This window comes from Acidovorax sp. (assembly GCF_022763525.1).
Lineage (GTDB): Bacteria > Pseudomonadota > Gammaproteobacteria > Burkholderiales > Burkholderiaceae_C > Acidovorax.
This window is the reverse complement of the sequence record NZ_JALEGG010000110.1, coordinates 1-26,550: the sequence shown is the minus strand read 5'-3', so window position 1 is coordinate 26,550 and position 26,550 is coordinate 1. Positions and strand designations below refer to the sequence as shown.

Sequence of the window (26,550 nt, the reverse complement as noted above, 5' to 3'; positions counted from 1 at the left end):
GCGGGGCGAGACGCCCGCATCCGGTCGGTTCGCGCTCACTTCGAGCACGTCATCCCTCAACACCAGGGATGCGCGCAATGCCGAGATCACTCTCATCAACTGGTCGACGCTCACGGCGCCCGGATTGCTTTCGATCTCGGCGATGCGGGCCTGTCCCACGCCGAGCAGCCCCCCGAGAGCGGCTTGGGTCAGGCCGCGCGCTTTCCTGAGAGCCCGCAGGTGCTCACGGAGTTGGCTGGTCAGGTGGATGGGAAAGTCCATGCTCATCTCTATCGGAAGATGCCAATATATATGCCAAAGGCAGTTTTAACAAGATAATGGTTTTGGTGTATTAATTACAAAAATCGGAGATTGCCGATATTTTTGCGAGCGCCCGGGACCGGGCTTTTGCTTCCCCCGGGTTTCGTCGTCCCTCAAGTCCTCCAAGGGCCGAGAAAGCGCGGTGCGTCTTCCCATTCGCGCCGGTGAGCGTCGCCCGTGCTTTGAGAGCACGAGTAACGGGCTGCGAGCTTTCGGGCACTCAGGCATCCCGCGCTTTGCGCCCATGCAGCTCCACGTGCCGGCGCCGCACGAAGAGTTCTGCGCAGATCCCGCGAAGCCAGCGGTTGCCAGGATCCTGGTGGAAGCGTGCATGCCAGTGTTGTCGCACCGAGAAACCCGGGACGGGGACCGGGCAGCGCAGCACGCGCAGGCCTCCGATCCTGGCCAGTGTTTCGCCGATATGCCGTGGCAGTGTGGCGATCAGGTCCGTGGTGGAGAGGATGGCCGGCAGGCCCAGAAAGCCAGGGATGTTGAGCACAACGTGCCGCTCGATCTCCAGCCGTTTGACCGCGCTTTCCAGCAACCGTACGCCGGTGCCGTGGACGACGCCCACATGCGCTTCCCGGCTGTACTCCTTCAGGCCGAAGGATTTTGGGCGGATTCTCGGATGGTCGGTATGGGCCAGGCAGACCCAGTCCTGATCGTAGAAGGTTTGCTGGTAGAAGCCGGCTTCCAGCTCCGGGATGAAGCCAAGGGCGAGGTCCGCGGTGCCCGCTTCAAGTTCGGCAGCCATGCCTGCATGGATGGCCGCCGCCTCCAGCGTCACGCCGGGGGCCAGCCCGCGCACATGGGAGAAGAGTTGCGGCAGCAGCGTGATGTGGCTGGCGTCCGTCATGAAGATGCGGAAGCTGCGCTGCATGGTCGCAGCATCGAAGGCCGCGGGTGGCTCGGCGATGGATTGCAAACCTGCCAGCACCGTCCGGACGGTACCAATCAGCTCCTGCGCCCGCGGTGTGGGCAGCATGCCTTGCGCCGTGCGTACAAAAAGCGGATCACCGAGCTGCTCGCGTAGCCGTGCGAGCCAGAGGCTCACGGTGGGCTGGGTCTGCCCCAGCTTTTCGGCGGTGCGCGTCACGCTGGCGGTGCGGTGCAGCAAGTCAATCAGCTGCAGTTGCCTGCCGTCCAGCAATGGAACTTCGGACATGCGCTTCCCCATGTGAATCTGAAATGCCAAGTATTTTGCCCATGCGATTTACGTTATGGGACACAGGGCCAAGAATCTGGCTTCTTCAGAGGAGATGCCATTGAAGATCGCAATTCTTGGGGCCGGTGCACTGGGCTGCGCCATGGGCGGTGCACTAGCCCAAGGCGGCAACGATGTGGTGCTCATCAACCGCAACGCGGCCCATGTCGAGGCGATCCGGGCGCGCGGGCTGCGCATACGCCACGCGGCGGGTGAATGCCGCGTCGTGGTACGCGCAGAAACCGACTGCAGCACGCTTGGACCGGCAGAGCTGGTCATCGTGCTCGTCAAGTCTTTTCATACCCAGCAGGCCATCCGTGCCGCCGCGCCGCTGATCGGGCGGGACACGGTAGTCCTGTCGCTGCAGAACGGCTTAGGCCACGAGGACATCCTGGCGGAAGCGGTCGGTCGGGATCGCGTCATCGCAGGCAAGACCTACGTCGGTAGCGTGATGCTGGCGCCTGGCCACATCATCAGTGGTAGCGAGGGCAAGGAAACGCTGATTGGCGAACTGGACGGCACGGACAGCCCGCGCATCCGGCGCATTGCCGACACCTTTAACGCGGCAGGCCTGCGCACCACGGTCAGCCCTCACATCGTGGGAACGATGTGGGACAAGCTCTTCATCAACGTCGCCACGGGCGCCGTGAGCGGCATCACAGGCCTGACTTATGGGCCGCTCTACGGCATTCCCGAGATCGAGGCGACCGCCCTGGCGGCGGTGCAGGAGGCGATGGAGGTGGCCCGCGCGAGCGGCGTGCAGGTATCCCTGGCAGACCCGAAGGCCGCCTGGGCCAAGGCGGCAGCCGGTCTGCCCGGTGACTTCAAGACATCGATGCTGCAGAGCCTGGAGAAGGGCTCCGTCACCGAGATCGACTTCATCAACGGCGCCGTGGTCCGCTGGGGCCGGCGCTGCGGCGTGCCCACGCCCGTCAATGCCACGCTCGTCGCCTGCATCAAGGGCATCGAACGCGCGCGCCTTTCCCACTGAGGACCCCTGCCGAGGAGAGCCATGGACACGAACATCACAACGCCCACCACGACCGCCTATGTCGAGCACGTCGCCATTCGCGTGCGCGACATCCACTGGCACATCCGCTTCTTCCACGAGGTGCTCGGCATGGACGTGCGCGAGATCGACGGCCCCACCGACGACCCCCGCCAGTACTGGACACTGGGCGGCCTGCAGCTGATGGCCACGCCCGGCTTCGATGCACCGCCCAGCAACGACGCCGGCTGGCTGGCCCACCTGGGCGTGATGGTGGATGACCTCGAAGCTGCCCTGGCCGCCGCCGGGCCCTGGGACGTCAAGCCGCTGCCGCAGGGCCGCAACTGGCTGCAGTTGCCCGACGGCCTGGCCGTCGAACTGATCCAGGCCGCGCCGGGCAGCGTGGCCCAGGCGCTGGCCGTGCGGCCCCGCGGCTGACGCCATTCCTTCGGAGACAACAAGCCATGAAGCTGACCCCGCCCCAGCAGCATTTCGAGACACCAGAGAAGTACTGGGATGACGCCCGCGAAGGCGACACCTGCACCAGCCCGGAGTACGAGGTGACCGAGGCGCGCATCAACGCCTATGCCGAGCTGACCGGCGACTACACCCCGGTGCACATCGACGAGGCATACGCCAAGACCACGCCATTTGGCACGCGCGTGGCGCATGGGCTGTTCGGGCTGTCCATTGCCGACGGCCTGAAGACGCGCAGCGAGTACCGCTTCCTGCCGGGCATGTCGCTGGGCTGGACCTGGGACTTCCTGCTGCCCATCCAGATCAACGACCGTCTGCATGTTCGCTTCAAGGTCACCGGCCTGCGGGCGTCGAAGAGCCGGCCGGGCTGGGGCATCGTGATCCTGCCGTCGGAGCTCATCAACCAGCACGGCCAGGTTGTTCAAAAGGGCGAGCACCGCCTCATGATTCCGCGGAGGCCCGCATGAACCCGCCCGCAAGCGACGCGCAATTTCCGGCGCAGCCGCCATCGCAGCCGCGGCCACTGGCCGGCATCCGCGTCATCGACTACTCGCACTTCCTGGCAGGCCCCTACGTGGGCCGCTGCCTGGCAGCACTGGGCGCCGAGGTCATCAAGGTGGAGCGGCCCGGCACCGGCGACGCTGGCCGCCAGCATGCGTGGTTTGTGGGCGAGGACGACGCCTACTCGGGCTACTTCCTGCAGCTCAACATGGGCAAGCAGGGCCTGTCCGTCAACACGAAGGACCCGCGCGGCAAGGCGCTGATACAGAGGCTGGTGGATGGCGCCGATGTGTTCATCGAGAACTACCGCCCTGGCGCGCTCGACAAGCTGGGCCTGGGCTATGCGGAGCTGAGCCAGCGCAACCCCGGCCTGGTGTACTGCTCCATCTCCGCCTACGGCCACACCGGGCCCGACGCGCACCGCGCCGGCTTCGGCCTCATCGCGGAGGCCAAGAGCGGCATCATGCAGATGGTGGGCACGCCAAGCGAGCCGCCACCACTCTTGCGGATCTCGCTCGGCGACATGTACACCGGCATCCACGCGGTGGCGGCCATCAATGCGGCCTTGCTGGGCCGCACCCGCACGGGCCAGGGCCAGCACATCGACATGGCGCTGTACGACACGCTGGTGTCCATGCACGAGTACGCGGTGCAGTGCTACACCTTGTCGGGCGGCCAGGTGCTGCCGGAGCAGACCGGCCACGACATGCCCGCGTCCACGCTGTACGGCGTTTTCCGCGCGGCCGATGGCGACCTCGTCATCGCTGCGCAGGTGGACGATGCGTGGCGGCGATTTGCCGCGCTCGTGGAGGCCCACGGCGGCCCGGCCGGCTTGGGCGCCGACGCCCGCTTCCACCAGCTCACGGGCCGCAATGCCCACCGCCTCGAGATCCTGGCCGTGGTCCGGCCTTGGGTGGCCGCACGCCGCGTGGCCGACGTGCTGGCCCTGCTGGACGGCATCGACGTGCCCGCTGCCAAGGTGCAACGCATCGACGAGGTGCTGGCCGACCCGCAGATCCAGGCGCGCGGCATGGTGGTGGAGCAAGACCACCCGGTGCTCGGCAAGATCCGGCTGCCGAACCTGCCATTCAGGTTCTCCGGCTGCGACACGACCATCCGCGAGGTGGCGCCCGAGCTGGGGCAGCACAACACGCAGATTGCCGCGGCGCTGGGCTTTTCCGCCGAGGAGATTGCCGCCATGCAGGCCGACGGGGTTCTCTACACGAAAGGAGGGACGCCATGAGCGACCAGTACGCCGTCATCGGCAACCCCATCGGCCACACCAAGTCGCCGCTGATCCACCGCCTGTTTGCCGAGGCCACGGGGCAGGACCTCGTCTACGCGGCCATCGAGGGCCGCCCCGGCCGGTTCGCCGACGATGTGGAGGCCTTCCGCGCGGCCGGTGGGCGCGGCATGAACGTGACGGCGCCGTTCAAGCTGGATGCATTCGCCTTCGCGACCGACCGCTCGCCCAGGGCCCGCCTTGCGGGCGCCGCCAACGCGCTGAAGTTCGATGGTGAGCGCGTGCTGGCGGAGAACTTCGATGGCGTGGGCCTCACACGCGATGTGGTGCGCAACCTGGGCATCGGCCTGCGCGGTCGGCGCGTGCTCCTGCTGGGCGCGGGCGGCGCGGCGCGGGGGGCATTGCTGCCCTTCCTGGAGCAGGGACCGGCCGAATTAGTCGTTGCCAACCGCGCGCCGGAGAAGGCCGCTGCGCTGGCCGACGAGGTGCGGACGCACGGACCGGTGCGCGGCTGTGGCTACGCCGATCTGGACGGCCAGCGCTTCGACCTGGTGTTCAACGCCACGTCGGCCAGCCTGCGCGGCGAGCTGCCCCCTGTGCCGGCCACGGTCTTTGCGCCCGGGGCGTTGGCCTATGAACTGGCCTACGGCAAGGGCCAGACGCCGTTCCTGCGTCTGGCCCAGCAGAACGGCGTACAGCGCCTGGCCGATGGCGTGGGCATGCTCGTGGAGCAGGCCGCCGAGGCCTTCGATTGGTGGCGGGGTGTGCGGCCTGAGACCGCGGCGGTCATTGGCCAGCTCACCGTGGCGTTGCGGTAGCGCCCCTGCGCGCAGTGCGGGCGCCCGTGATCGTGGCACGGGCTGGGCTTGCACCGCCGCGATCCGGCCGCGGCCCGATGGCCCGGCCCGCTAGGAAAGCAGCCAGAACGTGCCGCTGCGTTAGCCCGCAATCCGCACGCCCCCAGCGCCCATGCGCCCATGCGCCTTGCGCCCAGACGCGGGCCCCGGCCGGTTCTTGAAATCCGACGCCGCTGCCAACGCCACGACCATGGCCGCCGTGGCGCCGCATGAGAGAATGCCGCCCCCGCCGCGTGGCGGGGCTGCGCGGCCTTCATCGCTGCCCGCCGTGATACCGCGGCGGCGCTGCGCCCCGCAAGGGCCGACGCCAGCGCCCCTGCCGCGGTCTGCGCGCGGGTGGTGCTCCTGCCTTTTCCCTTCCTGCACTCATTCATTCTTCGTTTGCTCGTCCCCACCATGACCGCCACCTTGCAGCACGCCACCCTGGGCATCGACTTCGGCACGTCCAACTCGGCCATGGCAGTGCGCGTGGCTGGCGGGCCGGCGCGCATGGTGCCTCTCGAGGGGGCGGCACCTACGCTGCCGACGGCGCTGTTCTTCAACGCGCAGGACCACACGACCCACTTCGGGCGCGATGCGGTGGCGCAATACCTGGAGGGGACCGAAGGGCGTCTGATGCGCTCGCTCAAAAGCCTGCTGGGCAGTGCGCTGCTGCAGGACAAGACGGCGGTGCACAACCAGCTGGTGAGTTACCAGGACATCATCAGCCTCTTCCTGCGCATGCTGGCGCAAAAGGCATGCGACGGGCTGGGCGGCATGCCGGGCAGGGTGGTGATGGGGCGCCCGGTGCACTTCGTGGACGGGGATGCCGATCGTGACCAGCAGGCGGAGCAAGCGCTGCGCCAGGCGGCGCTGGATGCCGGATTTGCCGAAGTGTCGTTCCAGCTGGAGCCCATCGCCGCCGCGCTGGACTACGAGCAGCGCATCACGCACGAGTCGGTGGTGCTGGTGGTGGACATCGGCGGCGGCACGTCGGATTTCACCATCGTGCGGCTCGCCCCCGAGCGCCGCGGGCGCGAGGACCGCAGCAGTGACGTGCTGGCCACCACCGGCGTGCACGTGGGCGGCACCGACTTTGACCGGCGCCTGAGCCTGGACCTGCTGATGCCGCTGCTGGGTTTTCGGCACACCGGGCCTACGGGGCGCGAGGTGCCCAGCCGGGTGTTCTTCGAGCTGTCCACCTGGCACCTGATCCAGTGGCTGTATTCGCCGCGCGCATTGCGCGATGCCCAGAACCTGCGCACGGACTATTCCAACGTCCAGCTCCACGCACGGCTCATGCGGGTGCTGCACGAGCGCCTGGGGCACCGCATGGCCAACACCGTGGAGCAGGCCAAGATCGCCGCGTCGCTGGCCGACGCCGACGCGCCCATGCCGCTCGACTGGATCGAGCCCGGCCTGGGTGCCGCCGTCACGCCGGCCGGGCTGGCGCAGTTTCTGGCGCAACCGCTCGCGCAGGTCGTGGCGTGCGCGCACGAATGCGTGCAGCTGGCCGGCCTGAGCGGGGAGGGGCTCGACGCGATCTATCTCACCGGGGGCTCGTCGGCGCTGCGGCCGCTGCGTCAGGCGCTCCAGGTGGCGTTCCCCGACACCCCGCAGGTGGAAGGCGATCTGTTCGGTGGGGTGGCGGCCGGGTTGGCGGTGTCCGGTTGAGAAGGGCCCACGGCGCCAAGGCCGATGGGGAATTGCACAGGTGGATTGGGTTGCTATAAAAAATATAGCTACTCGCGCGTGCTAATTCAGCGCTAGGTGCCAGTTTGACCGGAATCCGACGTGCCTCAGTCCCCGGTTTCGCCCGCTTCGTCCTCGTCTTGCGCACCGCTGCGCTTCCACGCCAGCGCCGTGTCGTACAGCACGTTGCGCGATGCGCCCGTGATCTCGGCCGCCAGGCGCACGGCGGTTTTCAGTGGCAGCTCCTGCACCAGCAGGCGCAGCACGCGCAGGCTGGCGCCGTCGTCTCCAGCCACGGCCACCGGGTGTAGCAGCACCACGAACTCGCCGCGCGCGCGCTGGGGTGCGCCCTCCAGCCACGCTGCCAGCTCGCGGGCGGGCCGCGTGGTCACTTCCTCAAACTGTTTGGTCAGCTCCCGCGCCAGGGTGACCGGGCGGTCGCCCAGCACGGCCAGCGCCTGGGCGAGTTCGTGGATGCGGTGGGGGGCTTCGAGCAGCACCACGCAGCGCGGCTCGTGGGCCAGTTGCTGGGCGATCACTGCCGTGCGTTCCGCGTTCTTGACGGGAAGAAAGCCTGCAAACACAAATCCGCCATGCTCCGGGCCGTGGGCCACGGCGCCTGCCACGCTCAAGGCGGTGGTGATGCTGCTGGCGCCGGGCAGGGGCACGGCGCGCAGGCCGGCCGCATGCACTGCCGCCACCAGCCGGGCGCCGGGGTCGCTCACGCCAGGGGTGCCGGCGTCGCTCACATACACCACGCGCTGCCCTTGCTGCAGGCGCTGTACCACGGCCTGCGCGGCTTCGGCCTCGTTGTGCTGGTGCACGGCCAGCAGTTGTGCAGCGCCCTTGTCGATGCCATAGGCGCGCAGCAGGGATTGCGTGTGGCGCGTGTCTTCGCAGGCAATGGTGTCCGCCATCTGCAGCACGTGCAGCGCGCGCAGGGTGATGTCGGCCAGGTTGCCGATGGGCGTGGCCACAACATACAAGGCGCCCTCGGGATAATGCTGGGCCGCCGCCGCTTCGCGCGCGGCGCCCTGGGCTGAAGCGAAAGATGCGCTCAATGAAATTCCTTGGAAAGAGAAAACCGGCGGGGGCTTTGGCGCCGGCTGCCGCCACCGTCACCACCCGCGAGCGCGGAAACGCCGCGGAGGACGCGGCCCTGGCCCACCTGGAAGCCGCGGGCCTGCACTTGCTGGCCCGCAATTATCGGACGCCGGGGCGCGGGGGCGGCGAGATCGATCTGGTGATGCGCGAGCGGGACGGCACGGTGGTCTTTGTCGAGGTGCGCAGCCGCTCGGGCGCGGCGTTCGGCGGCGCGGGGGCCAGCATTGGTGCCATCAAGCAGCAGCGCATCATTTTCGCGGCCCGGCACTACCTGCTGCGCCTGGCCTCGCCACCGCCGTGCCGCTTTGACGTGGTGCTGGTCGAGGCCTCGGTGCAATGGCTGAAGGCAGCCTTTGATGCCCAGTAGGCGCATCCGTTCAGCAGGTCCGTTGGGGGCTCCAGCGCAATGCCGGTGACTACCGTTTGCTACAAAAGCTGTAACACGCGGCGGGTATCATCGGGCCCTCATGCTTGAGCAACGCATCCAACAGCATTTCATCGACAGCGCCGACCTGAAGTACCAGGCCGCGCAGGTTCTGAGCCACCCCATCGCCGCCGCCGTGCAGGCCGTGCTGGCCTGCGTGACCAGTGGCGGCAAGGTGCTGGCCTGTGGCAACGGCCCCTCGGCCGCCGAGGCGCAGCAGTTTGCCGCGTTCTGCGTGGCCGGTTTTGAACGCGAGCGGCCCGAACTGGCGGCCCTGGCCCTCACCTCCGACAGCACCTTGCTGACCGCCGCCGCGGCTGGCGGCCACGACGCCGCCCAGCAGTTTGCCCGCCAGGTGCGGGCGCTGGGCCAGGCGGGCGATGTGCTGCTGGTCCTGTCCGTCACCGGCAACGACGCCAACCTTCTGGCCGCCGCCGAAGCCGCCCACGAGCGCGACATGACCGTGGTGGTGCTGACCGGCCGCACGGGCGGCAAGCTGGCTGCGCTGCTGCGCGAAACCGATGTGTTGATCAGCGTGCCACACGACCGTTCGGCACGCGTTCGAGAAGTCCACGCCCTGGTGCTGCATTGCCTGAGCGATGGGGTGGACGCCCAGTTACTTGGTGAACAGGAGATTCCGCTATGAAGCAACCAACCGCCCTGAACCGTACCCAGCGCGCCGTCTGCACCGTGCTGGCTGCCGCCGCCCTCGCTGCGGGCCTGTCGGCCTGCGCGCCGCTGATCGTCGGGGGCGCTGTGGTGGGTGGTGTGATGGCTGTGGACCGCCGCACGGCGGGCACTCAGATCGAAGACGAAGGCATCGAACTGCGCGCCGCCAACCGCATCCGCGAGACGTTTGGCGACCGCGTGCACGTGAATGTGACGAGCTACAACCGCCAGGCGCTGCTCACCGGCGAAGTCCCTAACGCGCAGGAGCGCCAGGCTGTCGAGCAACTGGTGTCGCAGGTGGAGAACGTCCGCTCGGTGGTGAACGACCTGACCGTCACCACCTTCTCCAGCACCCTGAGCCAGCGTTCCAACGACACCTTCATCACCGGCAAGGTGCGGGCCAGCCTGGTGGACGCGCAGGACATCTCGGCCAATTCCTTCAAGGTGGTGACCGAGCGCAACGTTGTCTACCTGATGGGCCGTGTGTCGCAGCGCGAAGCCAACCGGGCCACCGAGATTGCGCGCGGGGTGAGCGGCGTGAGCAAGGTGGTGCGTGTGTTCGAGATCGTCTCGGAAGAAGAACTGCGCCGCATCGCTCCGCAACCCGCACCCGTCACCACCGACGACACCAAGCCCTCTGGGGGCTGAGACCTTTTCAGCAGGCTCGGCAGCCCGAACAACCTGTGGATCAAGAAATCCCGGCTCGCGCCACGCGGCCCGGGATTTTTAGCGACTTTGCGCCGCAGACCCTGAGTAAAACCGGCGCGGCCACGGTCCCTGCGCAAGGGCCGCCAAGCCGCGAATGCAGCGCTGCAATTTCGTGCGCCGGGGACGGGCGCAAAGCGCCCTGGGGGGGTGTTTTATTTCAGCCGCTGGATGAGCGACGAGGTATCCCAGCGGTTGCCGCCCATCTTCTGCACGTCGGCGTAAAACTGGTCCACCAGCGCCGTTACCGGCACGCGCGAGCCGTTGCGCTTGGCCTCGTCGAGCACCAGCCCCAGGTCCTTGCGCATCCAGTCCACGGCAAACCCAAAGTCGAACTTGCCGTCCACCATGGTCTTGCCACGGTTGTCCATCTGCCAGCTCTGGGCAGCACCCTTGCCGATCACGTCCAGCACCTGCTTCATGTCCAGGCCCGCGTTCTGACCAAAGGCGATGGCTTCCGATAGCGCTTGCACCAGGCCCGCGATGCAGATCTGGTTGACCATCTTGGCCAGCTGACCGGACCCACTCGGGCCCAGCAGCGTGAAAGCACGCGAGAACGCCATGGCCACCGGCTGGGCGGCGTTGAACGCCTCGGCGTCGCCGCCGCACATCACCGTGAGCAGGCCGTTTTGCGCCCCGGCCTGGCCGCCCGAGACGGGCGCATCCACGAACTGCAGGCCCAGGGCCTTGGCCGCGGCATGCAGCTCGCGCGCCACCTCGGCCGAGGCCGTGGTGTGGTCCACAAAAATCGCACCCGGCTTCATTCCGGCGAAGGCGCCGTCCGCGCCCAGCGTCACGGAGCGCAGGTCATCGTCATTGCCCACGCAGCAGAACACGATGTCCGCCCCGGCAGCGGCCTCGCGCGGCGTTGCAGCATGTTTTGGCGCCTTGGCGCTTGCGTACTCTGCGCACCAGGCTATGGATTTGGTAGCAGTCCGGTTGTACACCGTGACCTCATGCCCCGCCAGCGCGAGGTGCCCAGCCATCGGATAGCCCATCACCCCCAGGCCCAGAAAGGCGACCTTGCGGGAGGGGGTTGCGTCGTAGTTGCGAGGATTGGTGCTTGGCATGGCAGAGAAAAGAATGGTGGATGAAAAAACAAAACGCCCCACCGGGCGCGAACCAGACCAGCAGACGCCGTGGAACTGGCTTCGCCAGGCCACCGGCGTCGTCCCCCTGAGGGGAAGGCGCCGCAGGCGACTCAGGGGGTTTTCAAACGATAGCGAAATGCTCGGTGCCCGACGCAAGATCGGGCGACTTCGCCCGCTGGCTGTTGAGCTTGATCTGCAGGCGCAGGTCGTTGAGCGAGTCGGCATTGCGCAGGGCGTCCTCGTAGCTGATCACGTTGGCCTCGTACGCATCGAACAGTGCCTGGTCGAAGGTCTGCATGCCCAGGTTGCGGCTCTTTTTCATGATCTCCTTGATCTCGGAGACTTCGCCCTTGAAGATCAGGTCGGAGATCAGCGGCGTGTTGAGCATGATTTCCACGGCGGCGGCGCGGCCCTTGCCGTCCTGCTTGGGGATCAGGCGCTGGGACACCATGGCGCGCAGGTTCAGCGACAGGTCCATCAGCAACTGCGCGCGGCGTTCTTCGGGGAAGAAGTTGATGATCCGGTCCAGCGCCTGGTTGGCGCTGTTGGCGTGCAGCGTGGCTAGGCACAGGTGGCCGGTTTCGGCAAAGGCCACGGCGTGTTCCATGGTTTCGCGGTCGCGGATTTCGCCCATCAGGATCACGTCGGGCGCCTGGCGCAGCGTGTTCTTGAGGGCCGCTTCCCAGCTGTCGGTATCGAGCCCGACTTCGCGCTGCGTGACCACGCAGTTCTTGTGCGGGTGCACGAATTCGATGGGGTCTTCCACCGTGATGATGTGGCCGAACGAGTTTTCATTGCGCCAGTCCACCATGGCGGCCAGCGTGGTCGACTTGCCCGAGCCTGTGGCACCCACCAGGATGCACAGCCCGCGCTTGGTCATCGTGACTTCCTTGAGCACCTGGGGCACGCCCAGCCCGTCGATGGTGGGCAGCGTGAGCGGAATGGTCCGCATCACCATGCCCACATGCCCTTGCTGGATGAAGGCGTTGACGCGGAAGCGCCCAATGCCCGCGGGCGAGATGGCGAAGTTGCACTCCTTGGTGCGCTCGAAGTCGGCCACCTGCTTGTCGCTCATGATGGAGCGTGCCAGCGTTAGCGTATGGCTGGGCGTGAGCGGCTGGGGGGAGACCTTGGTCACCTTGCCGTCGACCTTGATCGCCGGTGGAAAGTCGGCGGTGATGAACAAGTCGCTGCCATTGCGGCTGACCATCAACTTGAGCAGGTCATTGATGAATTTACTGGCCTGATCGCGTTCCATCAGATTTTCTCCCCAGGGTTTTTGCCTGCCAGCTGTTTGCGTGGCTCAGTGGTGTGTATGGGCATCGGCATGCGCATGAGCGGCACGTCTTGCGTCTTGTGGCGTCGTCTTGCTTACTGACTTACTTACTTCTGGTGATCGCTCAGGCGCGCGCTCACCACCCGCAGGCGCAGCGACAGCTTGCGCGCCAGGAGAGCGACCAGGCTGGCCGCCAGTTGCGGGTCCTTGGACATCATGTCGTCCAGCGCCTCGGCGGAGAGCACGGCAATCTCGCAATCGGTGAGCGTGGTGCAGGCCGAAAACCGGATGCCGCTATCGAGCAGCGACATCTCGCCCAGGATGTCTCCCGGGCGCGTCTCGGCCAGGCGCAGTTGCTCGCCCCAGGGCTGCACGCGGTCCACGGCGATGGTGCCCGTGAGCAGCACCACCATGAAGTTGCCGTACTCGTCCTGGCGGATCACATCGCGGTTGGAGGGCACGGCGGCAAATTCAAAGAATCGCTCCATGCGTTCCACAGCGTCCTTGTCCAGGTGGGCCATGTACTTGTCTTTGGCCCACAGGCCCTGCAACAGTTTGCCGCCACGGCTGGTGGGCAGGCGCTTGGCGCCCACTTCGACGGCCCGTGCTTCCCAGGGCACGAGCATGGAATCGTCCACGCCCTGGCCGGCGAAGGCGGTCGAGAACAGCACGGAATCCGTCTGGTCCTCGGACGACTTGCCGCCGCGGTTTTTCATTTTCAGAAGGCCCAAGATGCCTTTCATACACAGTGCTCCGGTGCGCGGCCATGGCCGCAAGGGGTAGGGATGGCGGGATCAGCCGGGGAAGTTCTCTGGGATCTTGGCCTTGCTGCGCGCTTCGGCCGGGCTGATGATGTTGCGCCGAACGAGGTCGGTGAGGTTCTGGTCCAGCGTCTGCATGCCCACGCTGTTGCTGGTCTGGATGGTCGAATACATCTGCGCCACCTTGGCTTCGCGGATCAGGTTGCGGATGGCGCTGGTGCCTAGCATGATCTCGTGAGCGGCCACGCGGCCCGAGCCGTCCTTGGTCTTGCACAGCGTCTGCGAGATCACGGCCTGCAGCGATTCGGACAACATCGCGCGCACCATTTCCTTTTCTTCGGCGGGGAACACGTCGATGATCCGGTCGATGGTCTTGGCGGCGCTGGAGGTGTGCAGCGTGCCGAACACCAAGTGGCCCGTTTCCGCCGCCGTCATGGCCAGGCGGATGGTTTCGAGGTCGCGCATTTCACCCACCAGGATCGCGTCCGGGTCTTCGCGCAGTGCAGACTTCAGCGCCGCGGCGAACGACAGCGTCATCGGGCCGACTTCACGCTGGTTGATCAGGCATTTCTTGGATTCGTGCACGAACTCGATCGGGTCTTCCACGGTGAGGATGTGGCCGTATTCGGTTTCGTTGAGGTAGTTGACCATGGCGGCCAGCGTGGTGGACTTGCCCGAGCCCGTAGGGCCGGTCACCAGCACCAGGCCGCGAGGCTTCAGGGCCAGGTCGCCAAAGATCTTGGGGGCGTTGAGCTGCTCCAGCGTGAGGATCTTGGAAGGAATGGTCCGGAACACGGCAGCCGCACCGCGGTTCTGGTTGAAGGCGTTGACGCGGAAGCGGGCCAGGCCTTCGATCTCGAACGAGAAGTCGACTTCGAGGAATTCTTCGTACGTCTTGCGCTGCGAGTCGCTCATGATGTCGTACACCATGGCATGCACCGTCTTGTGGTCCAGCGCATCGACGTTGATGCGGCGGACATCGCCGTGGACCCGGATCATGGGCGGCAGGCCTGCGGAAAGGTGCAAGTCGGAAGCCTTGTTCTTGACGCTGAACGCGAGCAGTTGGGTGATGTCCACGGAATCCCTCTATCGTTTGGTACGCTTGACCAAACATTATGACCACGATTGCTAACAACCTCCAACAGGTTCTGGCCGCCATCGCGCGGGCCTGTGCGGCCGCAGGGCGCGACCCCGCGGGCGTGCGCCTGCTGGCTGTCTCCAAGACGTTTGGTGCCGATGCGGTGCTGCAGGCGGTGGCCGCCGGGCAGCGTGATTTTGGCGAGAACTACGTGCAAGAGGGCGTGGACAAGATCGCGGCGGTGCGGGCGGCGCTACCGGGCGTGGTGCTGCAGTGGCACTGCATCGGTCCCCTCCAGAGCAACAAGACGCGCCCGGTGGCCGAGCACTTCGACTGGGTGCACACCGTGGACCGCCTGAAGATCGCCGAGCGTCTGTCGGCCCAGCGGCCTGCGAACCTGCCGTCGTTGCAGGTGTGCATTCAGGTCAACATCGACGGCGGCCCCACCAAGTCGGGCGTCGCGCCGGCCGATGCGCTGGCGCTGGCGCGCGATGTCGCGAAACTGCCACGGCTCGCCTTGCGCGGGCTCATGGCCATTCCGGACCATGCGCCTCAATTTGAAGCGCAACTGGCAGTCCACACCCGCGCGAGACGGCTTTTTGACGAGATTGCCGCCCTGCGGGAGCCGGGACTGGAGGCGTTTGACACGCTCTCGCTGGGCATGACGGCCGACCTGGAAGCGGCCATCCGGGCGGGCGGCACCATGGTGCGCGTGGGCACTGGCATTTTTGGCGGCCGGAGCTATCCCGCCGCCTGACGCCTCGGACTTATCAAGCCGGTAGCTGGAACCGGCTCACGCAATCCAGCGCGGCATCCACGTCCGCCGAGCTCACATCCAGGTGCGTCACCCAGCGCAGGCGCGTGTTGCCGCCGTACAGGCTGCTCGTCACGCGCACGTTGTTCTGCGCCAGCCACGCAGTGAAGGCGGGTGCCACGTCCGCATGCAGGTCGGTGAAAAGGATGTTGGTCTGCCAGGGCTGCACGGTGATCTTGCCCTGCAGCACCGGATGGCTCTGGTTGAAATCGCTCAGGCCCTGGGCCAGCCGGGCCAAGTTCGCGTGGTCGTCGGCCAGGCGGCGCACATGGTGCTCCAGCGCGTACAGCCCCGCCGCCGCCAGCACCCCCGCCTGGCGCATGCCGCCGCCCAGGATCTTGCGGGTGCGCCGCGCCTGGCGGATGAAGTCGCGCGTGCCCAGCACCAGCGAGCCCACGGGCGCGCCCAGCCCCTTGCTCAGGCACAGCGAGACCGAATCGAAATGGCTGCACAGCGTGCGCGCCTCGTCGTACACATCCGTGCCGTGGCGCGCGGCGTTGGCCGTGGCCGCATTGAACAGGCGCGCGCCGTCCAGGTGCAGGGCCAGGCTTCGGCTGCGCGCCAGCTGGGCCACTTCGACCACATAGGCAGGCGGCAGCACCTGGCCGCCCGTGGTGTTCTCCAGCACCACAAGCCGGGTGCGCGCGAAGTGCGGGTCGTCGGGCTTGATGGCGGCTGCGATGTCGGCCAGACGCAGCGTGCCGTCGGGCTGGGTCTCCACAGGCTGTGGTTGGATGGAGCCCAGCACGGCCATGCCGCCGGCCTCCCAGCGGTAGGTGTGCCAGCTCTGGCCCACGATGGCCTCGTCGCCGCGCTGGCAGTGGCCCCACAGCGCGATCAGGTTGGTCTGCGTGCCCGAGGGCGCGAACAGCGCGGCCTCAAAACCCAGCAACTGGGCCGCATGCTCCTGCAGCGCGTTCACCGAGGGGTCGTCGGCAAACACATCGTCGCCCAGCGGGGCTTTGAACATGGCCTCGCGCATGGCGGGCGTGGGCTGGGTGACGGTGTCGCTGCGAAAGTCGGGCATGGGCGGTCCTGGCGCTAAGTCAAAAGCCGGCCATGGTAGCGGCGGATGGCGACAGGTGCCTGCGTAGGGGCTCCACGCCCACTGGCGCGCCGGGGTCAGGGCCGCGCCATCTTGCAGTCCGTGCCTTGCGCCAGTTCGTTGCCCGTGTAGAGTGCATCGGTGCGAAAGCCGTAGTTCGTGCCTTCCCAGCCCGTCTTCACCGCCTTGCCGTCCACCGGGGCAATGGTGTTGACCACCTGGGGCAGCAGCAGCTGGTGGTCCTCGCCGCGCATGCGCAGCGGGCCGACCACGGTGTCCACCGTCAGGTCTTCCAGCGCGCGGGCGACCTTGGCGGGTTCGGTGGACTGGGCCTTGCCAATGGCGGCCGCCAGGAAGCGCGGCGTCATGTCGATGCGCGGAGCCAGGAAATCCTTGCCCGTCTTGGCCTTGTAGGCTTTGGCCAGCGCATCGACCTTGGGTGTGTCGGCCTGGCCTGGATGCCACTCGGCCACCCAGGTCAGCTGGCCGATCTTGGCCTGCGACACTGCCAGCACCGTGCCGGGCACCGAGCCCGCGCTGTGGTTGAAGTAGCGCAGGTTGTAGCCCGCATCGCCCGCGGCCTTGAGCAAGAGCGTCATGTCCTGCCCCCAGTTGCCGGTGATGACCGAGTCGGCCTCGCTGCTCTTGACCTTGGCGAGGTAGGGCGCAAAGTCCTTCACGCGGCCGATGGGGTGCAGCGCCTCGCCCACAAACTGGATGTCGGGTCGCGCCAGGCCCACCATCTCGCGGCCGTAGTGCGCCCACTGCTTGCCGTGCGCGTAGTCCTGGTTCAGCAGGTACACCTTCTTGATGTCGGGTTGCTTCTTGATGTAGTTGGCCAGGGCCTTCATCTTCATGGCCGTGTTGGCCTCGAACTGGAAATGCCAGAAATTGCAGGCCTTGCCCGTCAGTTCGGGATCGATGGAGGAGTGGTTCAGCACGATCACCTCCTTGCCCGGGTTGCGCTGGTTATGGCGCGCCGCCGCCTGCACCAGCGCCGTGACCACCGACGAGCCCGAGCCGCCCGTCACGATGGCCTTGGCCCCCTGGTCGATGGCCGCCTGCAGCGCGCTCTGGCTCTCCTGCGCCGACAGCTTGCTGTCGAACTGCAGCAGCTGCAGCTTCACGCCCTTGAGCACGCCACCCTTGGCGTTGATGTCCTCCACCGCGTACTGCGTGTGCGTGAGCATCAGCTCGCCCACGTTGGCGAATGGTCCTGACAGGGGATCGATGTACGCGATCTTGAAGGTCTCCTGGGCTGCGGCGGCGCCGGCGCAGAGCAAGGCTGCGGCGGCCAGTGGCGTGAAGAGCAAGGCTTTCATGAAGATGTCTCCGGTGGTGGTGGTTTTTCGTCGGCGGATGCACGCGCAGGCCGCCGGCGCGCCGTGCGCAAGCCCAGCACGCGCCAGGCCAGTTGGGAAAGTTCACGCACCACCTCGGCCGGCGACAGGCGCCCGTCCGGCCGGTACCAGTGGTACAGAAAGCCCGGCAGGCTGCAGGCCGCCAGGGCCGTGAGCCGGGTCTCCTTGAAGTCCAGCATGCCGTCCGCCCGGGCCTCTTCCATCAGCGCGCACATGCGGTCGTAGAAATGGTTGGCCAGCTTCTTCTGCATGGCCAGGTATTCGGGGCGGAAGACCTGCGGCTCGCGGTAGGGGAAGAACGCCGCCGGGTGGTGCTCGATGGTCGCGCGGATCAGCCGCTCGATGCCTTCTGCCACCTTCACATGGGCGGGGCGCGTGTCGTCCTCCGCGAAGTCCATGGCCGTGAAGCAGGCCACGGCCGGGCGCCAGCACAGGGTCTCGTAGATCTCCTGTTTGTTGTGGAAGTAGTAGTAGACGTAGGGCTTGGTCACGCCCAGCTGCTGGACGATCTGCTCCATGGTCGTGTTGGCATAGCCCTGGGTGTCGAACAGCGCCTCCGCCGCCTGCAGGATTCGCTCGCGCTTTTCGTCCGTGCTGGCCGTCCAGGCTTTCTGCCGGCCGCGCGCCTTCACGGGCGGGGGCTCGGTGGCCAGGGGCGGTGATGCCGGTGTCGCTTTGGTTATACCCATGGGTAGCATTTTTCTACCGGCAGGTATACATTGGCAAGACGCTGGCCGGCCGCCGCGCCTATGGCAAACCCTGATGCGGCACCGAGAACCGGCGATTGGTGTGGTGTTGCGCGCTTGCCGGCACGTTGAAAACCGATGGATTTTTGGTCAGGGCCAGGCGCAAGCCGCAGCGATACCCGGAGGTATCGCGAGGATTTGCAACGCCGCCCTGGCCGAAAAGACGCGGTTTTAAGTGCCGGCAAGCGTGCAACACCACACAGAACACCACGGAGACAACGCCATGCCTTCTGCCGCCCCGCAGCTGCCGCTGCACGAACACCTGCGCCGCCACGCGCTCACCATCCCCGACCGCACGGCCTACCTCTGGTACGGCCACGCCATCACCTGGGCCGAGCTGGACGCCGCCAGCGATGCGTTTGCGGCCCGTCTGCAGGCGCTGGGCGTGCAAAAGGGCGAGCCCGTGGCCCTGTTCATGAACAACTGCCCGCAGTACGTGATGGCGCACTACGGCATCCAGAAGATCGGCGCCATCGTCTGCCCCTGTGGGCCGCTGAACAAGGAACACGAGCTGGAATACCAGCTCACCGACCTGCAGGCCCGCGTGATCGTGGCGGCCGACGTGCTGCTGTCCGTGGTGGACAAGGTGCGCGCCAGGACGGCGCTCGCGCACGTGTTCGTGGTGCGCTATGCCGAGCTGCTGCCCGAGGGCGCACCCAGCATCGACATCCCCGCCGAGCTGCTGGCCATGCGCGCGGCCATGGCCCCGGCCTCGGCGGGCTGCGAAGACTTCCTGGCCGCCACGCGCACCGGCGCGCGGCCCGATCCGGTAGCGATCGGCATGGATGACGTGGCGCTGATGACCTACACCTCGGGCACCACCGGCCTGCCCAAGGGCGCCATGCTGAGCTACGGCAACGCCAGCTTCAAGACCGCCGCCTCGGCCGACTGCAACGGCATGACGCCCCACGAAGTGCTGCTGGCCGTGGCCCCGCTGTACCACATCGCCGGCATGGTGATGGGGGTGAACCTGCCCGTGTACACCGGCGCCACCACAGTGCTGCTGTACCGCTTTGACCCGCTGGGCGTGGCCCAGGCGCTGGAGCGCCACCGCGTGACCTGGTGGTACAGCATCGCGCCCATGAACGGCGCCCTCATGCAGGTGCCCGGCGCACGCGAGATGGACTGGAGCGCGCTGCGCCGCAACCCGGTCACCAGCTTTGGCATCACCTTCACCGAGGCGCTGGCCCAGCAGTGGCAGCAGTTTGCGCCGAACTGCATTTCGCACGAGGCGGCGTACGGCCTCTCGGAAACCCACACGGTGGACACTGCCATGCCGGCGGACGCCATCCGCTGGGGCACACAGGGCAAGCCCGTGCCGGGCAACCAGATCCGCATCGTGGACCCCGACACCGGCGCGCCGCTGGCCGCTGGCGAGGTGGGCGAGATCACCATCCACGGCCCCGGCAACTTCAAGGGCTACTGGAACAAGCCCGAGGCCACGGCCAAGACGCTGCGGGACGGCTGGGTCTTCACTGGTGACATGGGCAAGATCGACGCGGACGGCTACCTCACCTTCATCGGCCGCTTCAAGGAAATGATCAAGGTCTCGGGCTACAGCGTGTTCCCCGAAGAGGTGGAGACCCTGCTCATCAAACACCCTGCCGTGGCCCAGGCCGCCGTGATTGGTGTGCCCGATGCAGAAAAGGGCGAGGTGGTGCGTGCCTTCATCGTCAAGAAGCCCGGCCAGGATGTGGATGCCGCCGCCCTGGTGGCCTGGTGCCGCGACAACATGGCGCCCTACAAGGCCCCGCGCGAGGTGCGCTTCATCGACGCGCTGCCCGCCACGGGCGCGGGCAAGTTGCTGCGCCGGCTCTTGAAAGACCTGGATTGAGCCGCTTGATTCAGAACTTTGAGCCAAATTGGCCTCTGGCGCCCGAGGAACAAGCGCCAGCAGCTATCAAAACAGAAGCATCGCAATGACCCCGCCCCTCTTTTCCAAAGTCCTGATCGCCAACCGCGGCGAGGTGGCGCTGCGCATTGCCCGCGCGCTGGCCGACCTGGGCATTGCCAGCCTGGCCGTCTATGCCGAGGACGACGCCCAAGCGCCCCATGTACGCGCCGCCAACAGCGCCGAGCCTCTGGGCGCCACCGGCCCGGCCGCCTACCTGGACGGCGCGCGGCTGCTGACCATTGCCCGCGCGCATGGCTGCGACGCCCTGCACCCCGGCTACGGCTTTCTGAGCGAGCGCGCGGACTTTGCCGCCGCCTGCGCCGAAGCGGGCGTGCGCTTCATCGGCCCCACGCCCGCGCAGCTGGCCCTGTTTGGCGACAAGGCCCAGGCGCGCGCGCTGGCCCAGCGTTGCGGCGTGCCGCTGATGCCGGGCACGGAGCACGCCGTCACGCTGGCCGAGGCTGAGGCCTTCTGGCAGCAGCATGCCACGGCCGGCATCGTCATCAAGGCCATTGGCGGCGGCGGCGGGCGCGGCATGCGCGCCGTGCAGGCCGGGGACGACCTGGCCGCCGCCTACGCGCGCTGCCGCAGCGAGGCGCAGGCCGCCTTCGGCGTGGACGGCGTCTATGTGGAACGCCTCATGGCGCATGCGCGGCACATCGAGATCCAGGTGCTGGGCGACGGGCAGGACGTGCTGGCCCTGGGCGAGCGCGAATGCTCGCTGCAGCGGCGCTTCCAGAAACTGGTGGAGATCGCCCCCAGTCCCAGCCTGCCCGAGGGCCTGCGCGCGCAGATCACCGCCGCCGCGCTGGCCATGGCGCGCGAGGTGCGCTACGAGGGCCTGGGCACCTTCGAGTTCCTGGTGGACCTGCACTCGCCCGATCTGCCCTGGGTGTTCATCGAGGCCAACCCGCGCCTGCAGGTGGAGCACACCATCACCGAAGAAGTGATGGGCGTGGACCTGGTGCAGACCCAGATCGCCCTGGCCGCAGGCCGGCCGCTGCGTGCGCTGGGGCTGGACCCGGCGCAGGCTGCGCGCCCCCGCGGCTATGCCGTGCAATGGCGCATCAACGCCGAGACGCTGGACGCGCAAGGCCAGGCCGTGCCCGGCAGCGGCACGCTGGCGCGCTTTGACATGCCCTCCGGCCCCGGCGTGCGCGTGGACAGCCACGGCGTGGCCGGCACCGCGCCCTCGCCGCATTACGACACGCTGCTGGCCAAGCTCATCGTGCACAGCAAAAGCAGCGACTTTGCCGACGTGCTGCGCCGCAGCCAGCGCGCGCTGGCCGAATGCCGCATCGACGGCGTGGTCACCAACCTGGCGCTGCTGCAGGCCCTGGCCGCCCGCCCGGAGATGGCGCAGCAGCAGGTGCACACGCGCTGGCTGGAGTCGGTGCTGCCCGCGCTGATCGATGCTTCCAAAACAATAGCTGCTCGCGCTTATCCACAAAGCGCTGGATGCGAATTGGATTCAAATTCCCCCGCAGCTCAGCAGTCTCCACTGCCCGAGGGTGCCGTCACCGCCCCCATGCCCGCCCGCCTGGTGCAGTGCAGCGTGGCCGTGGGCGATGTGGTGGCTGCCGGTGCCGAGCTGGCCGTGCTCGAATCCATGAAGATGGAGCATGTGCTGAACGCCCCGCACGCGGGCCGCGTGCGCCAGTGGCTGGCTGAGCCCGGCAGCTACCTGCAGCCCGGTCAACCGCTTGTGGTGCTGGAGCCCGTGGACGCCGCAGGCGACGATGCCGCGCAGGCCGAGGCCGCCGCGCACGACCTGGGCCACATCCGCGCCGACCTGCAGCGCGTGATCGACCGCCACGCCTTCACGCTCGACGCCGCCCGCCCCGAGGCCATGGCCAAGCGCCATGCCCAGGGCGGCCGCAGCGCCCGCGAGAACATTGCCGACCTGTGCGACGAAGGCAGCTTCATCGAATACGGTGCGCTCGCCATCGCCGCACAGACCCGCCGCCGCACCCGCGAAGACCTCATCGCCAACACCCCGGCCGACGGCATGGTCACCGGCATCGGCGGCGTCAACGGCGCGCAGTTCGGCCCCGAAAAGGCGCGCACCGTGGTCATGGCCTACGACGCCACGGTGCTCGCCGGCACGCAGGGCGCGCGCAACCACGCCAAGACCGACCGCATGCTCGGCATTGCGCTGGCGCAGCAGCTGCCCGTGGTGCTGTTGGCCGAAGGCGGCGGCGGCCGCCCCGGCGACACCGACGTGCCCGTGGTGGCCGGCCTGCATGTGGAGACGTTTGCCAGCTACGCCGCGCTTTCGGGCCAGGTGCCGGTGGTGGGCGTGGTGCACGGCCGCTGCTTTGCGGGCAACGCCGCGCTGCTGGGCTGCAGCGACGTGATCATTGCCACGCGCGCCAGCAACATCGGCATGGGCGGCCCCGCCATGATCGAAGGCGGCGGCCTGGGCGTGTTCCGCCCCGAGCAGATCGGCCCGAGCACCGTGCAGCACGCCAGCGGCGTGATCGATGTGCTGGTGAACACCGAGGCCGACGCCGTGCGCGCCGCGCGCCAGTACCTGGGCTACTTCCAGGGCCGCTCCGCGGACTGGTCGGCCGCCGACCCGCGCGGCCTGCGCAGCGTGGTGCCCGAAAACCGCCTGCGCGTGTACGACACCCGCCGCGCCATGGAAGGCATTGCCGACACCGGCAGCCTGCTGATGCTGCGCACCGGCTTTGGCGCGGGCATCCACACCGCGCTGGCCCGCATCGAAGGCCGCCCCGTGGGTCTGATGGCCAACAACCCGCTGCACCTGGGCGGCGCCATCGACGCGCCCGCCGCCGACAAGGCTGCGCGCTTCATGCAGCTGTGCAACGCGCACGGCCTGCCTTTGGTGAGCCTGGTGGACACGCCCGGCTTCATGGTCGGGCCGGAGGTGGAGACCACGGCCCAGGTGCGGCACGTGAGCCGCCTGTTCGTCACGGCCGCGCACCTGCGCGTGCCCTTCTTCAGCGTGGTTTTGCGCAAGGGCTACGGCCTGGGCGCCATGGGCATGGCGGCCGGGGGCTTCCATGCGCCGGTGTTCACCATCGCCTGGCCCACGGGCGAGTTCGGCGCCATGGGGCTGGAAGGCGCGGTGCGCCTGGGCTTTCGCAAGGAGCTGGAGGCGCTGCCCCAGGGGCCCGAGCGCGACGCGCTGGTCCAGAAGCTCGTGGCCAAGTCGTATGCCAACGGCGAGGCCATGCACATGGCCGCCACGCTGGAGATCGACGCGGTGATCGACCCCGCCGAAACCCGCAGCTGGCTGGCGCGGGGGCTGGCGTCGTCGCGCATCGCGCCTTTGACCGCACACCCTGTGGACACCTGGTAGGGCGTGCTAAGCTGGCCGGCCCTACCAACCGCGTGGGGTCGGCCCAGGCGCAACATCCGGCGCACAGGCGGGCGACCCCGCCGACTGCCTGTTGTTCACGGAGACCCCATGCCCGGACTGCTGCCCGATATCGATCCCGACGGCCTGCTCGAATTCTCGGTGGTCTACACCGACCGCGCGCTCAACCACATGTCCAAGCGCTTCACCGGCGTGATGCAGGACATCCTCGGCACGCTCAAAGAGGTCTACCGCGCCCACACCGCCGTGCTGGTGCCCGGCAGCGGCACCTTCGGCATGGAGGCGGTGGCGCGCCAGTTTGCCAACAAGGAAAAAGTGCTCATCGTGCGCAATGGCTGGTTCAGCTACCGCTGGAGCCAGATCTTTGACGCCGACACGGGCCTGGGCGGCGGCGCCGTGGTGTGCAGGGCGCGCAAGCAGGGCGAGGGCCCGCAGGCGCCCTGGGCGCCGTGCCCCGCCGACGAGGTGGCCGCCACCATCCGCGCTGAAAAGCCCAAGGTGGTGTTTGCGCCGCATGTCGAGACGGCCAGCGGCATCATCCTCTCTGACGACTACATCCGCACCGTGAGCGCCGCCGCGCACGAGGTGGGCGCGCTCTTCGTGCTGGACTGCATTGCCTCCGGCGCGATGTGGGTGGACATGCAGGCCACGGGCGTGGACATCTTGATCTCGGCCCCGCAAAAGGGCTGGAGCAGCTCGCCCTGCTGCGCCATGGTGATGCTGAGCGAACGCGCCCGCCAGGCGATCGACGGCACCCAAAGCTCCAGCTTCTCGTGCGACCTGAAGAAGTGGATGCAGATCGCGGAAGGCTATGAGAAGGGCCAGCACGCGTACCACACGACGATGCCCACCGACGCGCTGGTGCGCCTGCGCGAAGTGATGCTGGAAACCCGCGCCTACGGCTTTGCCAAGGTGCGCGCCGAGCAGATGGAGCTGGGCGCCAAGGTGCGCGCGCTGCTCGAATCGCGCGGCTTCCCCAGCGTGGCGGCCGAGGGCTGGAAGGCGCCGGGCGTGGTTGTGAGCTACACCACCGACCCGGCCATCCAAAACGGCAAGAAATTCCTGGAAGTGGGCCTGCAGACCGCCGCCGGCGTGCCGCTGCAGTGCGACGAAGGCGCGGATTTCAAGACCTTCCGCATTGGCCTGTTCGGCCTGGAGAAGTGGCACAACGTGGACCGCACGGTGGGGCACCTGGCCAAGGCGCTGGACCAGATCGCCGTGGCGGCCTGAGGCGGCCACGGCCCCCTTCAACTGGACGGGATGAACGCAGAGCCGGGCGGCCACGGCGCCGCATCCGCATCCACCGCAGCAGCCATCGCCCTGCGCCGTGCCAAACGGCAGGCGCTGGGCTTGCTGCTGCTGGTGACAGCGGTGTTTGTGGTCACCAGCGTCGTGGAGCGCGGCCTGGGGCTCAACTGCATCAAGGCCATGGCCGAGGCCGCCATGGTGGGCGCGCTGGCCGACTGGTTTGCCGTGGTGGCGCTGTTCCGTCGCCCGCTGGGCCTGCCCATTCCGCACACCGCGGTCATCGCGCGCAACCAGGCCCGCATCGGCCGCAACCTGGCCACGTTCGTGCGCGACAAGTTTCTGGATGTGCCTTCGCTGGTGTCGCTGATCCGCCGCCATGACCCGGCCGAGCGGCTGGCGCAGTGGCTCACCGCACCCGGCAACGCCGCGCAGCTGGGGCACCAGGCCACGCGACTGGCATCTGCCGCGCTGGAGATGGTGCAGGACGCGCAGGTGGAGCGCTTCATTCAAAAAGCCGCCCGCACATTGATCGGGCAGGTGGACCTGTCGCGCGCGCTGGCGGCGGTGCTGGACACCCTGACCCACAACGGTCGCCACCAAGCGCTGCTGGACGACGTGCTGGCCAAGCTCATCGAGCTGTTGCAGAACGAGCAGACCCGCACGTGGGTCGCGCAGTCCATCGTGGCCTGGCTCAAGAAGGACCATCCGCGAACCGAGAAGTTATTGCCCAGCGATTGGCTGGGGGACAAGGGCTCGGCCCTGCTGGCCCGCGCGCTGGAAAGCCTGATGGCCGATGTGGCGGCCAACCCGCAGCACGCCTTGCGCGCTCAGTTTGATACCGCTGTGCAGCGCTTTATCGAGCGCCTGCGCAGCGACCCGGAATGGGCGGCCAAGGGCGAGGAGATCCGCCTTTGGCTGCAGACCGACGCCACCGTGGGCGGCTATGTGCAGGCCTTGTGGCTGGACCTGCGTGGTGCGTTGCAGCGTGACCTGGCCGATGCCGACTCGGTGCTGGCGCGGCAGGTGGGCAAGCTGGGGTTGTGGCTCGGTGAGTCGCTGGCGGGGGATGCGGCGCTCAGGCAGTCGTTCAATGATCGGCTGGAGCGGTGGGCGGAGGGCCTGGCGCCGGATGTGTCGGCGTTCATTGCGCAGCACATTGAGGACACGGTGCGGCGGTGGGATACCGAAGAGATGACCCAGCTGATCGAGTTGAACATTGGCAAGGATTTGCAGTACATCCGGATCAATGGGACGGTGGTGGGGGGGCTGATTGGGCTGGTGTTGTTTGTGGTGTCGCACGTGGGGGAGATTGGGCGGGTGGTGTTGGGTGGTTGAGCCTGTGGAAGTCAGAGCATCCCCAACCGTTCGGGCTGAGCCTGTCGAAGCCTGAGCGCTGCTCGCAAGCTCGCTGATGGGCAGCATGCCTGTGGTGAGTGCGGGAGCCGGGGAGCGCGCCCGGCGGCGCGGTAACTTTCTCTTGTCTCGCCAAGAGAAAGTCACCAAAGAGAAGGCGACCCCCAGTCTGCGACCCCTTCGCTTTGCGAAGGGGCAAACCTGCGGCGGGGCGGTTGCGGGGTGCGCCGCAGAACTCACTTCGCGCCTGCGGCGCTCCGTTCGGACAACCGCGGCGAGTCAGTTGACGAAGCACGGGCGCTTCGACGCCCGTGCCACCCCGAAACCGCCCCGCCGCAGGCGCAGCCAGCAGGGGCGGGACAGCCGAACAGCCACACGGGCCATCGCTACGCTCGGC

General features: G+C 67.7%; 24 protein-coding genes. 14 read left to right on the top strand and 10 right to left on the bottom strand.

Going from position 1 to position 26,550, the window contains the following annotated elements; all coding sequences use genetic code 11:
- On the bottom strand, nucleotides 1–261 hold a 261-nt coding region (locus tag MRY84_RS08965), incomplete at its 3' end, for a helix-turn-helix domain-containing protein (RefSeq protein WP_291505385.1).
- 259 nt (nucleotides 262–520) lie between these two features.
- A complete protein-coding gene (locus MRY84_RS08960) occupies nucleotides 521–1,477 on the bottom strand; it encodes a LysR family transcriptional regulator (RefSeq protein ID WP_291505384.1) in 957 nt (318 codons plus the stop codon).
- 88 nt (nucleotides 1,478–1,565) lie between these two features.
- Here MRY84_RS08960 and MRY84_RS08955 point away from each other — a divergent pair, with 88 nt between their 5' ends.
- The 6 genes from MRY84_RS08955 to MRY84_RS08930 all read left to right on the top strand — a co-directional run bounded on the left by MRY84_RS08955 (nucleotide 1,566) and on the right by MRY84_RS08930 (nucleotide 7,223).
- Nucleotides 1,566–2,495, top strand: coding sequence for a ketopantoate reductase family protein (locus MRY84_RS08955; protein ID WP_291505383.1), 930 nt, complete (start codon nucleotides 1,566–1,568; stop codon nucleotides 2,493–2,495).
- Between the two features lie 21 nt (nucleotides 2,496–2,516).
- Nucleotides 2,517–2,930, top strand: coding sequence for a VOC family protein (locus MRY84_RS08950; RefSeq protein WP_291505382.1), 414 nt, complete (start codon nucleotides 2,517–2,519; stop codon nucleotides 2,928–2,930).
- 26 nt (nucleotides 2,931–2,956) lie between these two features.
- Entirely contained in the window at nucleotides 2,957–3,436 is a 480-nt protein-coding gene (locus tag MRY84_RS08945) for a MaoC family dehydratase (RefSeq protein WP_291505381.1), read from the top strand.
- On the top strand, nucleotides 3,433–4,713 hold the full coding sequence (locus MRY84_RS08940) for a CoA transferase (protein WP_291505380.1): 1,281 nt from the start codon (nucleotides 3,433–3,435) through the stop codon (nucleotides 4,711–4,713). Before MRY84_RS08945 ends, MRY84_RS08940 begins: the two co-directional genes overlap by 4 nt.
- A complete protein-coding gene (aroE, locus tag MRY84_RS08935) occupies nucleotides 4,710–5,531 on the top strand; it encodes a shikimate dehydrogenase (RefSeq protein WP_291505379.1) in 822 nt (273 codons plus the stop codon). The genes MRY84_RS08940 and aroE overlap by 4 nt, the downstream gene beginning before the upstream one ends.
- 435 nt (nucleotides 5,532–5,966) lie before the next feature.
- Nucleotides 5,967–7,223, top strand: a complete 1,257-nt coding sequence (locus MRY84_RS08930; protein WP_291505378.1) for an Hsp70 family protein — start codon at nucleotides 5,967–5,969, stop codon at nucleotides 7,221–7,223.
- Nucleotides 7,224–7,348: 125 nt separating this feature from the next.
- Here the strand turns inward: MRY84_RS08930 and rsmI are convergent, their stop codons facing one another.
- Nucleotides 7,349–8,302, bottom strand: a complete 954-nt coding sequence (rsmI, locus tag MRY84_RS08925; RefSeq protein WP_291505377.1) for a 16S rRNA (cytidine(1402)-2'-O)-methyltransferase — start codon at nucleotides 8,300–8,302, stop codon at nucleotides 7,349–7,351.
- Here rsmI and MRY84_RS08920 point away from each other — a divergent pair.
- The 3 genes from MRY84_RS08920 to MRY84_RS08910 all read left to right on the top strand — a co-directional run bounded on the left by MRY84_RS08920 (nucleotide 8,302) and on the right by MRY84_RS08910 (nucleotide 10,086).
- A complete protein-coding gene (locus MRY84_RS08920) occupies nucleotides 8,302–8,712 on the top strand; it encodes a YraN family protein (RefSeq protein ID WP_291505376.1) in 411 nt (136 codons plus the stop codon). The two genes, rsmI and MRY84_RS08920, sit on opposite strands and share 1 nt — an antisense overlap.
- A 100-nt stretch (nucleotides 8,713–8,812) precedes the next feature.
- Entirely contained in the window at nucleotides 8,813–9,415 is a 603-nt protein-coding gene (locus tag MRY84_RS08915; protein WP_291505375.1) for an SIS domain-containing protein, read from the top strand.
- Complete coding sequence (locus MRY84_RS08910) at nucleotides 9,412–10,086, top strand: BON domain-containing protein (protein WP_291505374.1); 675 nt, start codon at nucleotides 9,412–9,414, stop codon at nucleotides 10,084–10,086. The genes MRY84_RS08915 and MRY84_RS08910 overlap by 4 nt, the downstream gene beginning before the upstream one ends.
- A gap of 212 nt (nucleotides 10,087–10,298) precedes the next feature.
- Here the strand turns inward: MRY84_RS08910 and MRY84_RS08905 are convergent, their stop codons facing one another.
- The 4 genes from MRY84_RS08905 to MRY84_RS08890 form a co-directional block, all read right to left on the bottom strand.
- A complete protein-coding gene (locus MRY84_RS08905) occupies nucleotides 10,299–11,213 on the bottom strand; it encodes an NAD(P)-dependent oxidoreductase (RefSeq protein WP_291505373.1) in 915 nt (304 codons plus the stop codon).
- 142 nt (nucleotides 11,214–11,355) lie between these two features.
- On the bottom strand, nucleotides 11,356–12,492 hold the full coding sequence (locus MRY84_RS08900; RefSeq protein WP_291505372.1) for a PilT/PilU family type 4a pilus ATPase: 1,137 nt from the start codon (nucleotides 12,490–12,492) through the stop codon (nucleotides 11,356–11,358).
- Between the two features lie 125 nt (nucleotides 12,493–12,617).
- Complete coding sequence (locus MRY84_RS08895; RefSeq protein ID WP_291505371.1) at nucleotides 12,618–13,253, bottom strand: cyclic nucleotide-binding domain-containing protein; 636 nt, start codon at nucleotides 13,251–13,253, stop codon at nucleotides 12,618–12,620.
- 51 nt (nucleotides 13,254–13,304) lie between these two features.
- Nucleotides 13,305–14,348 carry a type IV pilus twitching motility protein PilT gene (locus MRY84_RS08890; protein WP_142149008.1) on the bottom strand — a complete coding sequence of 348 codons (1,044 nt, stop codon included), beginning with the start codon at nucleotides 14,346–14,348 and terminating at the stop codon, nucleotides 13,305–13,307.
- A gap of 38 nt (nucleotides 14,349–14,386) precedes the next feature.
- On the opposite strand from MRY84_RS08890, the gene MRY84_RS08885 reads away from it, so the two are divergent.
- Entirely contained in the window at nucleotides 14,387–15,106 is a 720-nt protein-coding gene (locus tag MRY84_RS08885; RefSeq protein WP_291505370.1) for a YggS family pyridoxal phosphate-dependent enzyme, read from the top strand.
- A 13-nt stretch (nucleotides 15,107–15,119) separates the two neighbouring features.
- On the opposite strand, the gene ltaE is transcribed toward MRY84_RS08885, so the two are convergent.
- The 3 genes from ltaE to MRY84_RS08870 form a co-directional block, all read right to left on the bottom strand.
- Entirely contained in the window at nucleotides 15,120–16,190 is a 1,071-nt protein-coding gene (gene ltaE / locus MRY84_RS08880) for a low-specificity L-threonine aldolase (protein ID WP_291505369.1), read from the bottom strand.
- Nucleotides 16,191–16,285: 95 nt separating this feature from the next.
- Nucleotides 16,286–17,530, bottom strand: a complete 1,245-nt coding sequence (locus tag MRY84_RS08875; protein ID WP_291505368.1) for a branched-chain amino acid ABC transporter substrate-binding protein — start codon at nucleotides 17,528–17,530, stop codon at nucleotides 16,286–16,288.
- Complete coding sequence (locus MRY84_RS08870; RefSeq protein ID WP_291505367.1) at nucleotides 17,527–18,258, bottom strand: TetR/AcrR family transcriptional regulator; 732 nt, start codon at nucleotides 18,256–18,258, stop codon at nucleotides 17,527–17,529. The genes MRY84_RS08875 and MRY84_RS08870 overlap by 4 nt, the downstream gene beginning before the upstream one ends.
- A gap of 280 nt (nucleotides 18,259–18,538) precedes the next feature.
- Between MRY84_RS08870 and MRY84_RS08865 the strand changes: the two genes are divergently transcribed.
- From MRY84_RS08865 to MRY84_RS08850, 4 genes are all read left to right on the top strand, one after another.
- Nucleotides 18,539–20,149 carry an AMP-binding protein gene (locus tag MRY84_RS08865; RefSeq protein WP_291505366.1) on the top strand — a complete coding sequence of 537 codons (1,611 nt, stop codon included), beginning with the start codon at nucleotides 18,539–18,541 and terminating at the stop codon, nucleotides 20,147–20,149.
- 85 nt (nucleotides 20,150–20,234) lie between these two features.
- Nucleotides 20,235–23,534 (top strand): carboxyl transferase domain-containing protein, encoded by a 3,300-nt coding sequence (locus MRY84_RS08860; protein ID WP_291505365.1) that lies wholly within the window; start codon nucleotides 20,235–20,237, stop codon nucleotides 23,532–23,534.
- Between the two features lie 108 nt (nucleotides 23,535–23,642).
- Nucleotides 23,643–24,782 (top strand): aminotransferase class V-fold PLP-dependent enzyme, encoded by a 1,140-nt coding sequence (locus MRY84_RS08855; protein ID WP_291505364.1) that lies wholly within the window; start codon nucleotides 23,643–23,645, stop codon nucleotides 24,780–24,782.
- 30 nt (nucleotides 24,783–24,812) lie between these two features.
- Nucleotides 24,813–26,135, top strand: a complete 1,323-nt coding sequence (locus MRY84_RS08850; protein WP_291505363.1) for a DUF445 family protein — start codon at nucleotides 24,813–24,815, stop codon at nucleotides 26,133–26,135.
- Nucleotides 26,136–26,550 lie beyond the last annotated feature (415 nt).

Excerpts from the sequence above, each read along its gene's own strand:
- MRY84_RS08940 (WP_291505380.1), top strand. The coding sequence starts at position 3,433 with ATGAACCCGCCCGCAAGCGACGCGCAATTTCCGGCGCAGCCGCCATCG.
- MRY84_RS08960 (WP_291505384.1), bottom strand. The coding sequence starts at position 1,477 with ATGGGGAAGCGCATGTCCGAAGTTCCATTGCTGGACGGCAGGCAACTG.
- MRY84_RS08945 (WP_291505381.1), top strand. The coding sequence starts at position 2,957 with ATGAAGCTGACCCCGCCCCAGCAGCATTTCGAGACACCAGAGAAGTAC.
- MRY84_RS08850 (WP_291505363.1), top strand. The coding sequence starts at position 24,813 with ATGAACGCAGAGCCGGGCGGCCACGGCGCCGCATCCGCATCCACCGCA.
- MRY84_RS08885 (WP_291505370.1), top strand. The coding sequence starts at position 14,387 with ATGACCACGATTGCTAACAACCTCCAACAGGTTCTGGCCGCCATCGCG.
- aroE (WP_291505379.1), top strand. The coding sequence starts at position 4,710 with ATGAGCGACCAGTACGCCGTCATCGGCAACCCCATCGGCCACACCAAG.
- MRY84_RS08860 (WP_291505365.1), top strand. The coding sequence starts at position 20,235 with ATGACCCCGCCCCTCTTTTCCAAAGTCCTGATCGCCAACCGCGGCGAG.
- MRY84_RS08915 (WP_291505375.1), top strand. The coding sequence starts at position 8,813 with ATGCTTGAGCAACGCATCCAACAGCATTTCATCGACAGCGCCGACCTG.
- ltaE (WP_291505369.1), bottom strand. The coding sequence starts at position 16,190 with ATGCCCGACTTTCGCAGCGACACCGTCACCCAGCCCACGCCCGCCATG.
- MRY84_RS08875 (WP_291505368.1), bottom strand. The coding sequence starts at position 17,530 with ATGAAAGCCTTGCTCTTCACGCCACTGGCCGCCGCAGCCTTGCTCTGC.
- MRY84_RS08855 (WP_291505364.1), top strand. The coding sequence starts at position 23,643 with ATGCCCGGACTGCTGCCCGATATCGATCCCGACGGCCTGCTCGAATTC.
- MRY84_RS08900 (WP_291505372.1), bottom strand. The coding sequence starts at position 12,492 with ATGGAACGCGATCAGGCCAGTAAATTCATCAATGACCTGCTCAAGTTG.
- MRY84_RS08930 (WP_291505378.1), top strand. The coding sequence starts at position 5,967 with ATGACCGCCACCTTGCAGCACGCCACCCTGGGCATCGACTTCGGCACG.
- MRY84_RS08910 (WP_291505374.1), top strand. The coding sequence starts at position 9,412 with ATGAAGCAACCAACCGCCCTGAACCGTACCCAGCGCGCCGTCTGCACC.
- MRY84_RS08920 (WP_291505376.1), top strand. The coding sequence starts at position 8,302 with ATGAAATTCCTTGGAAAGAGAAAACCGGCGGGGGCTTTGGCGCCGGCT.
- MRY84_RS08905 (WP_291505373.1), bottom strand. The coding sequence starts at position 11,213 with ATGCCAAGCACCAATCCTCGCAACTACGACGCAACCCCCTCCCGCAAG.
- MRY84_RS08895 (WP_291505371.1), bottom strand. The coding sequence starts at position 13,253 with ATGAAAGGCATCTTGGGCCTTCTGAAAATGAAAAACCGCGGCGGCAAG.
- MRY84_RS08865 (WP_291505366.1), top strand. The coding sequence starts at position 18,539 with ATGCCTTCTGCCGCCCCGCAGCTGCCGCTGCACGAACACCTGCGCCGC.
- MRY84_RS08870 (WP_291505367.1), bottom strand. The coding sequence starts at position 18,258 with ATGGGTATAACCAAAGCGACACCGGCATCACCGCCCCTGGCCACCGAG.
- MRY84_RS08950 (WP_291505382.1), top strand. The coding sequence starts at position 2,517 with ATGGACACGAACATCACAACGCCCACCACGACCGCCTATGTCGAGCAC.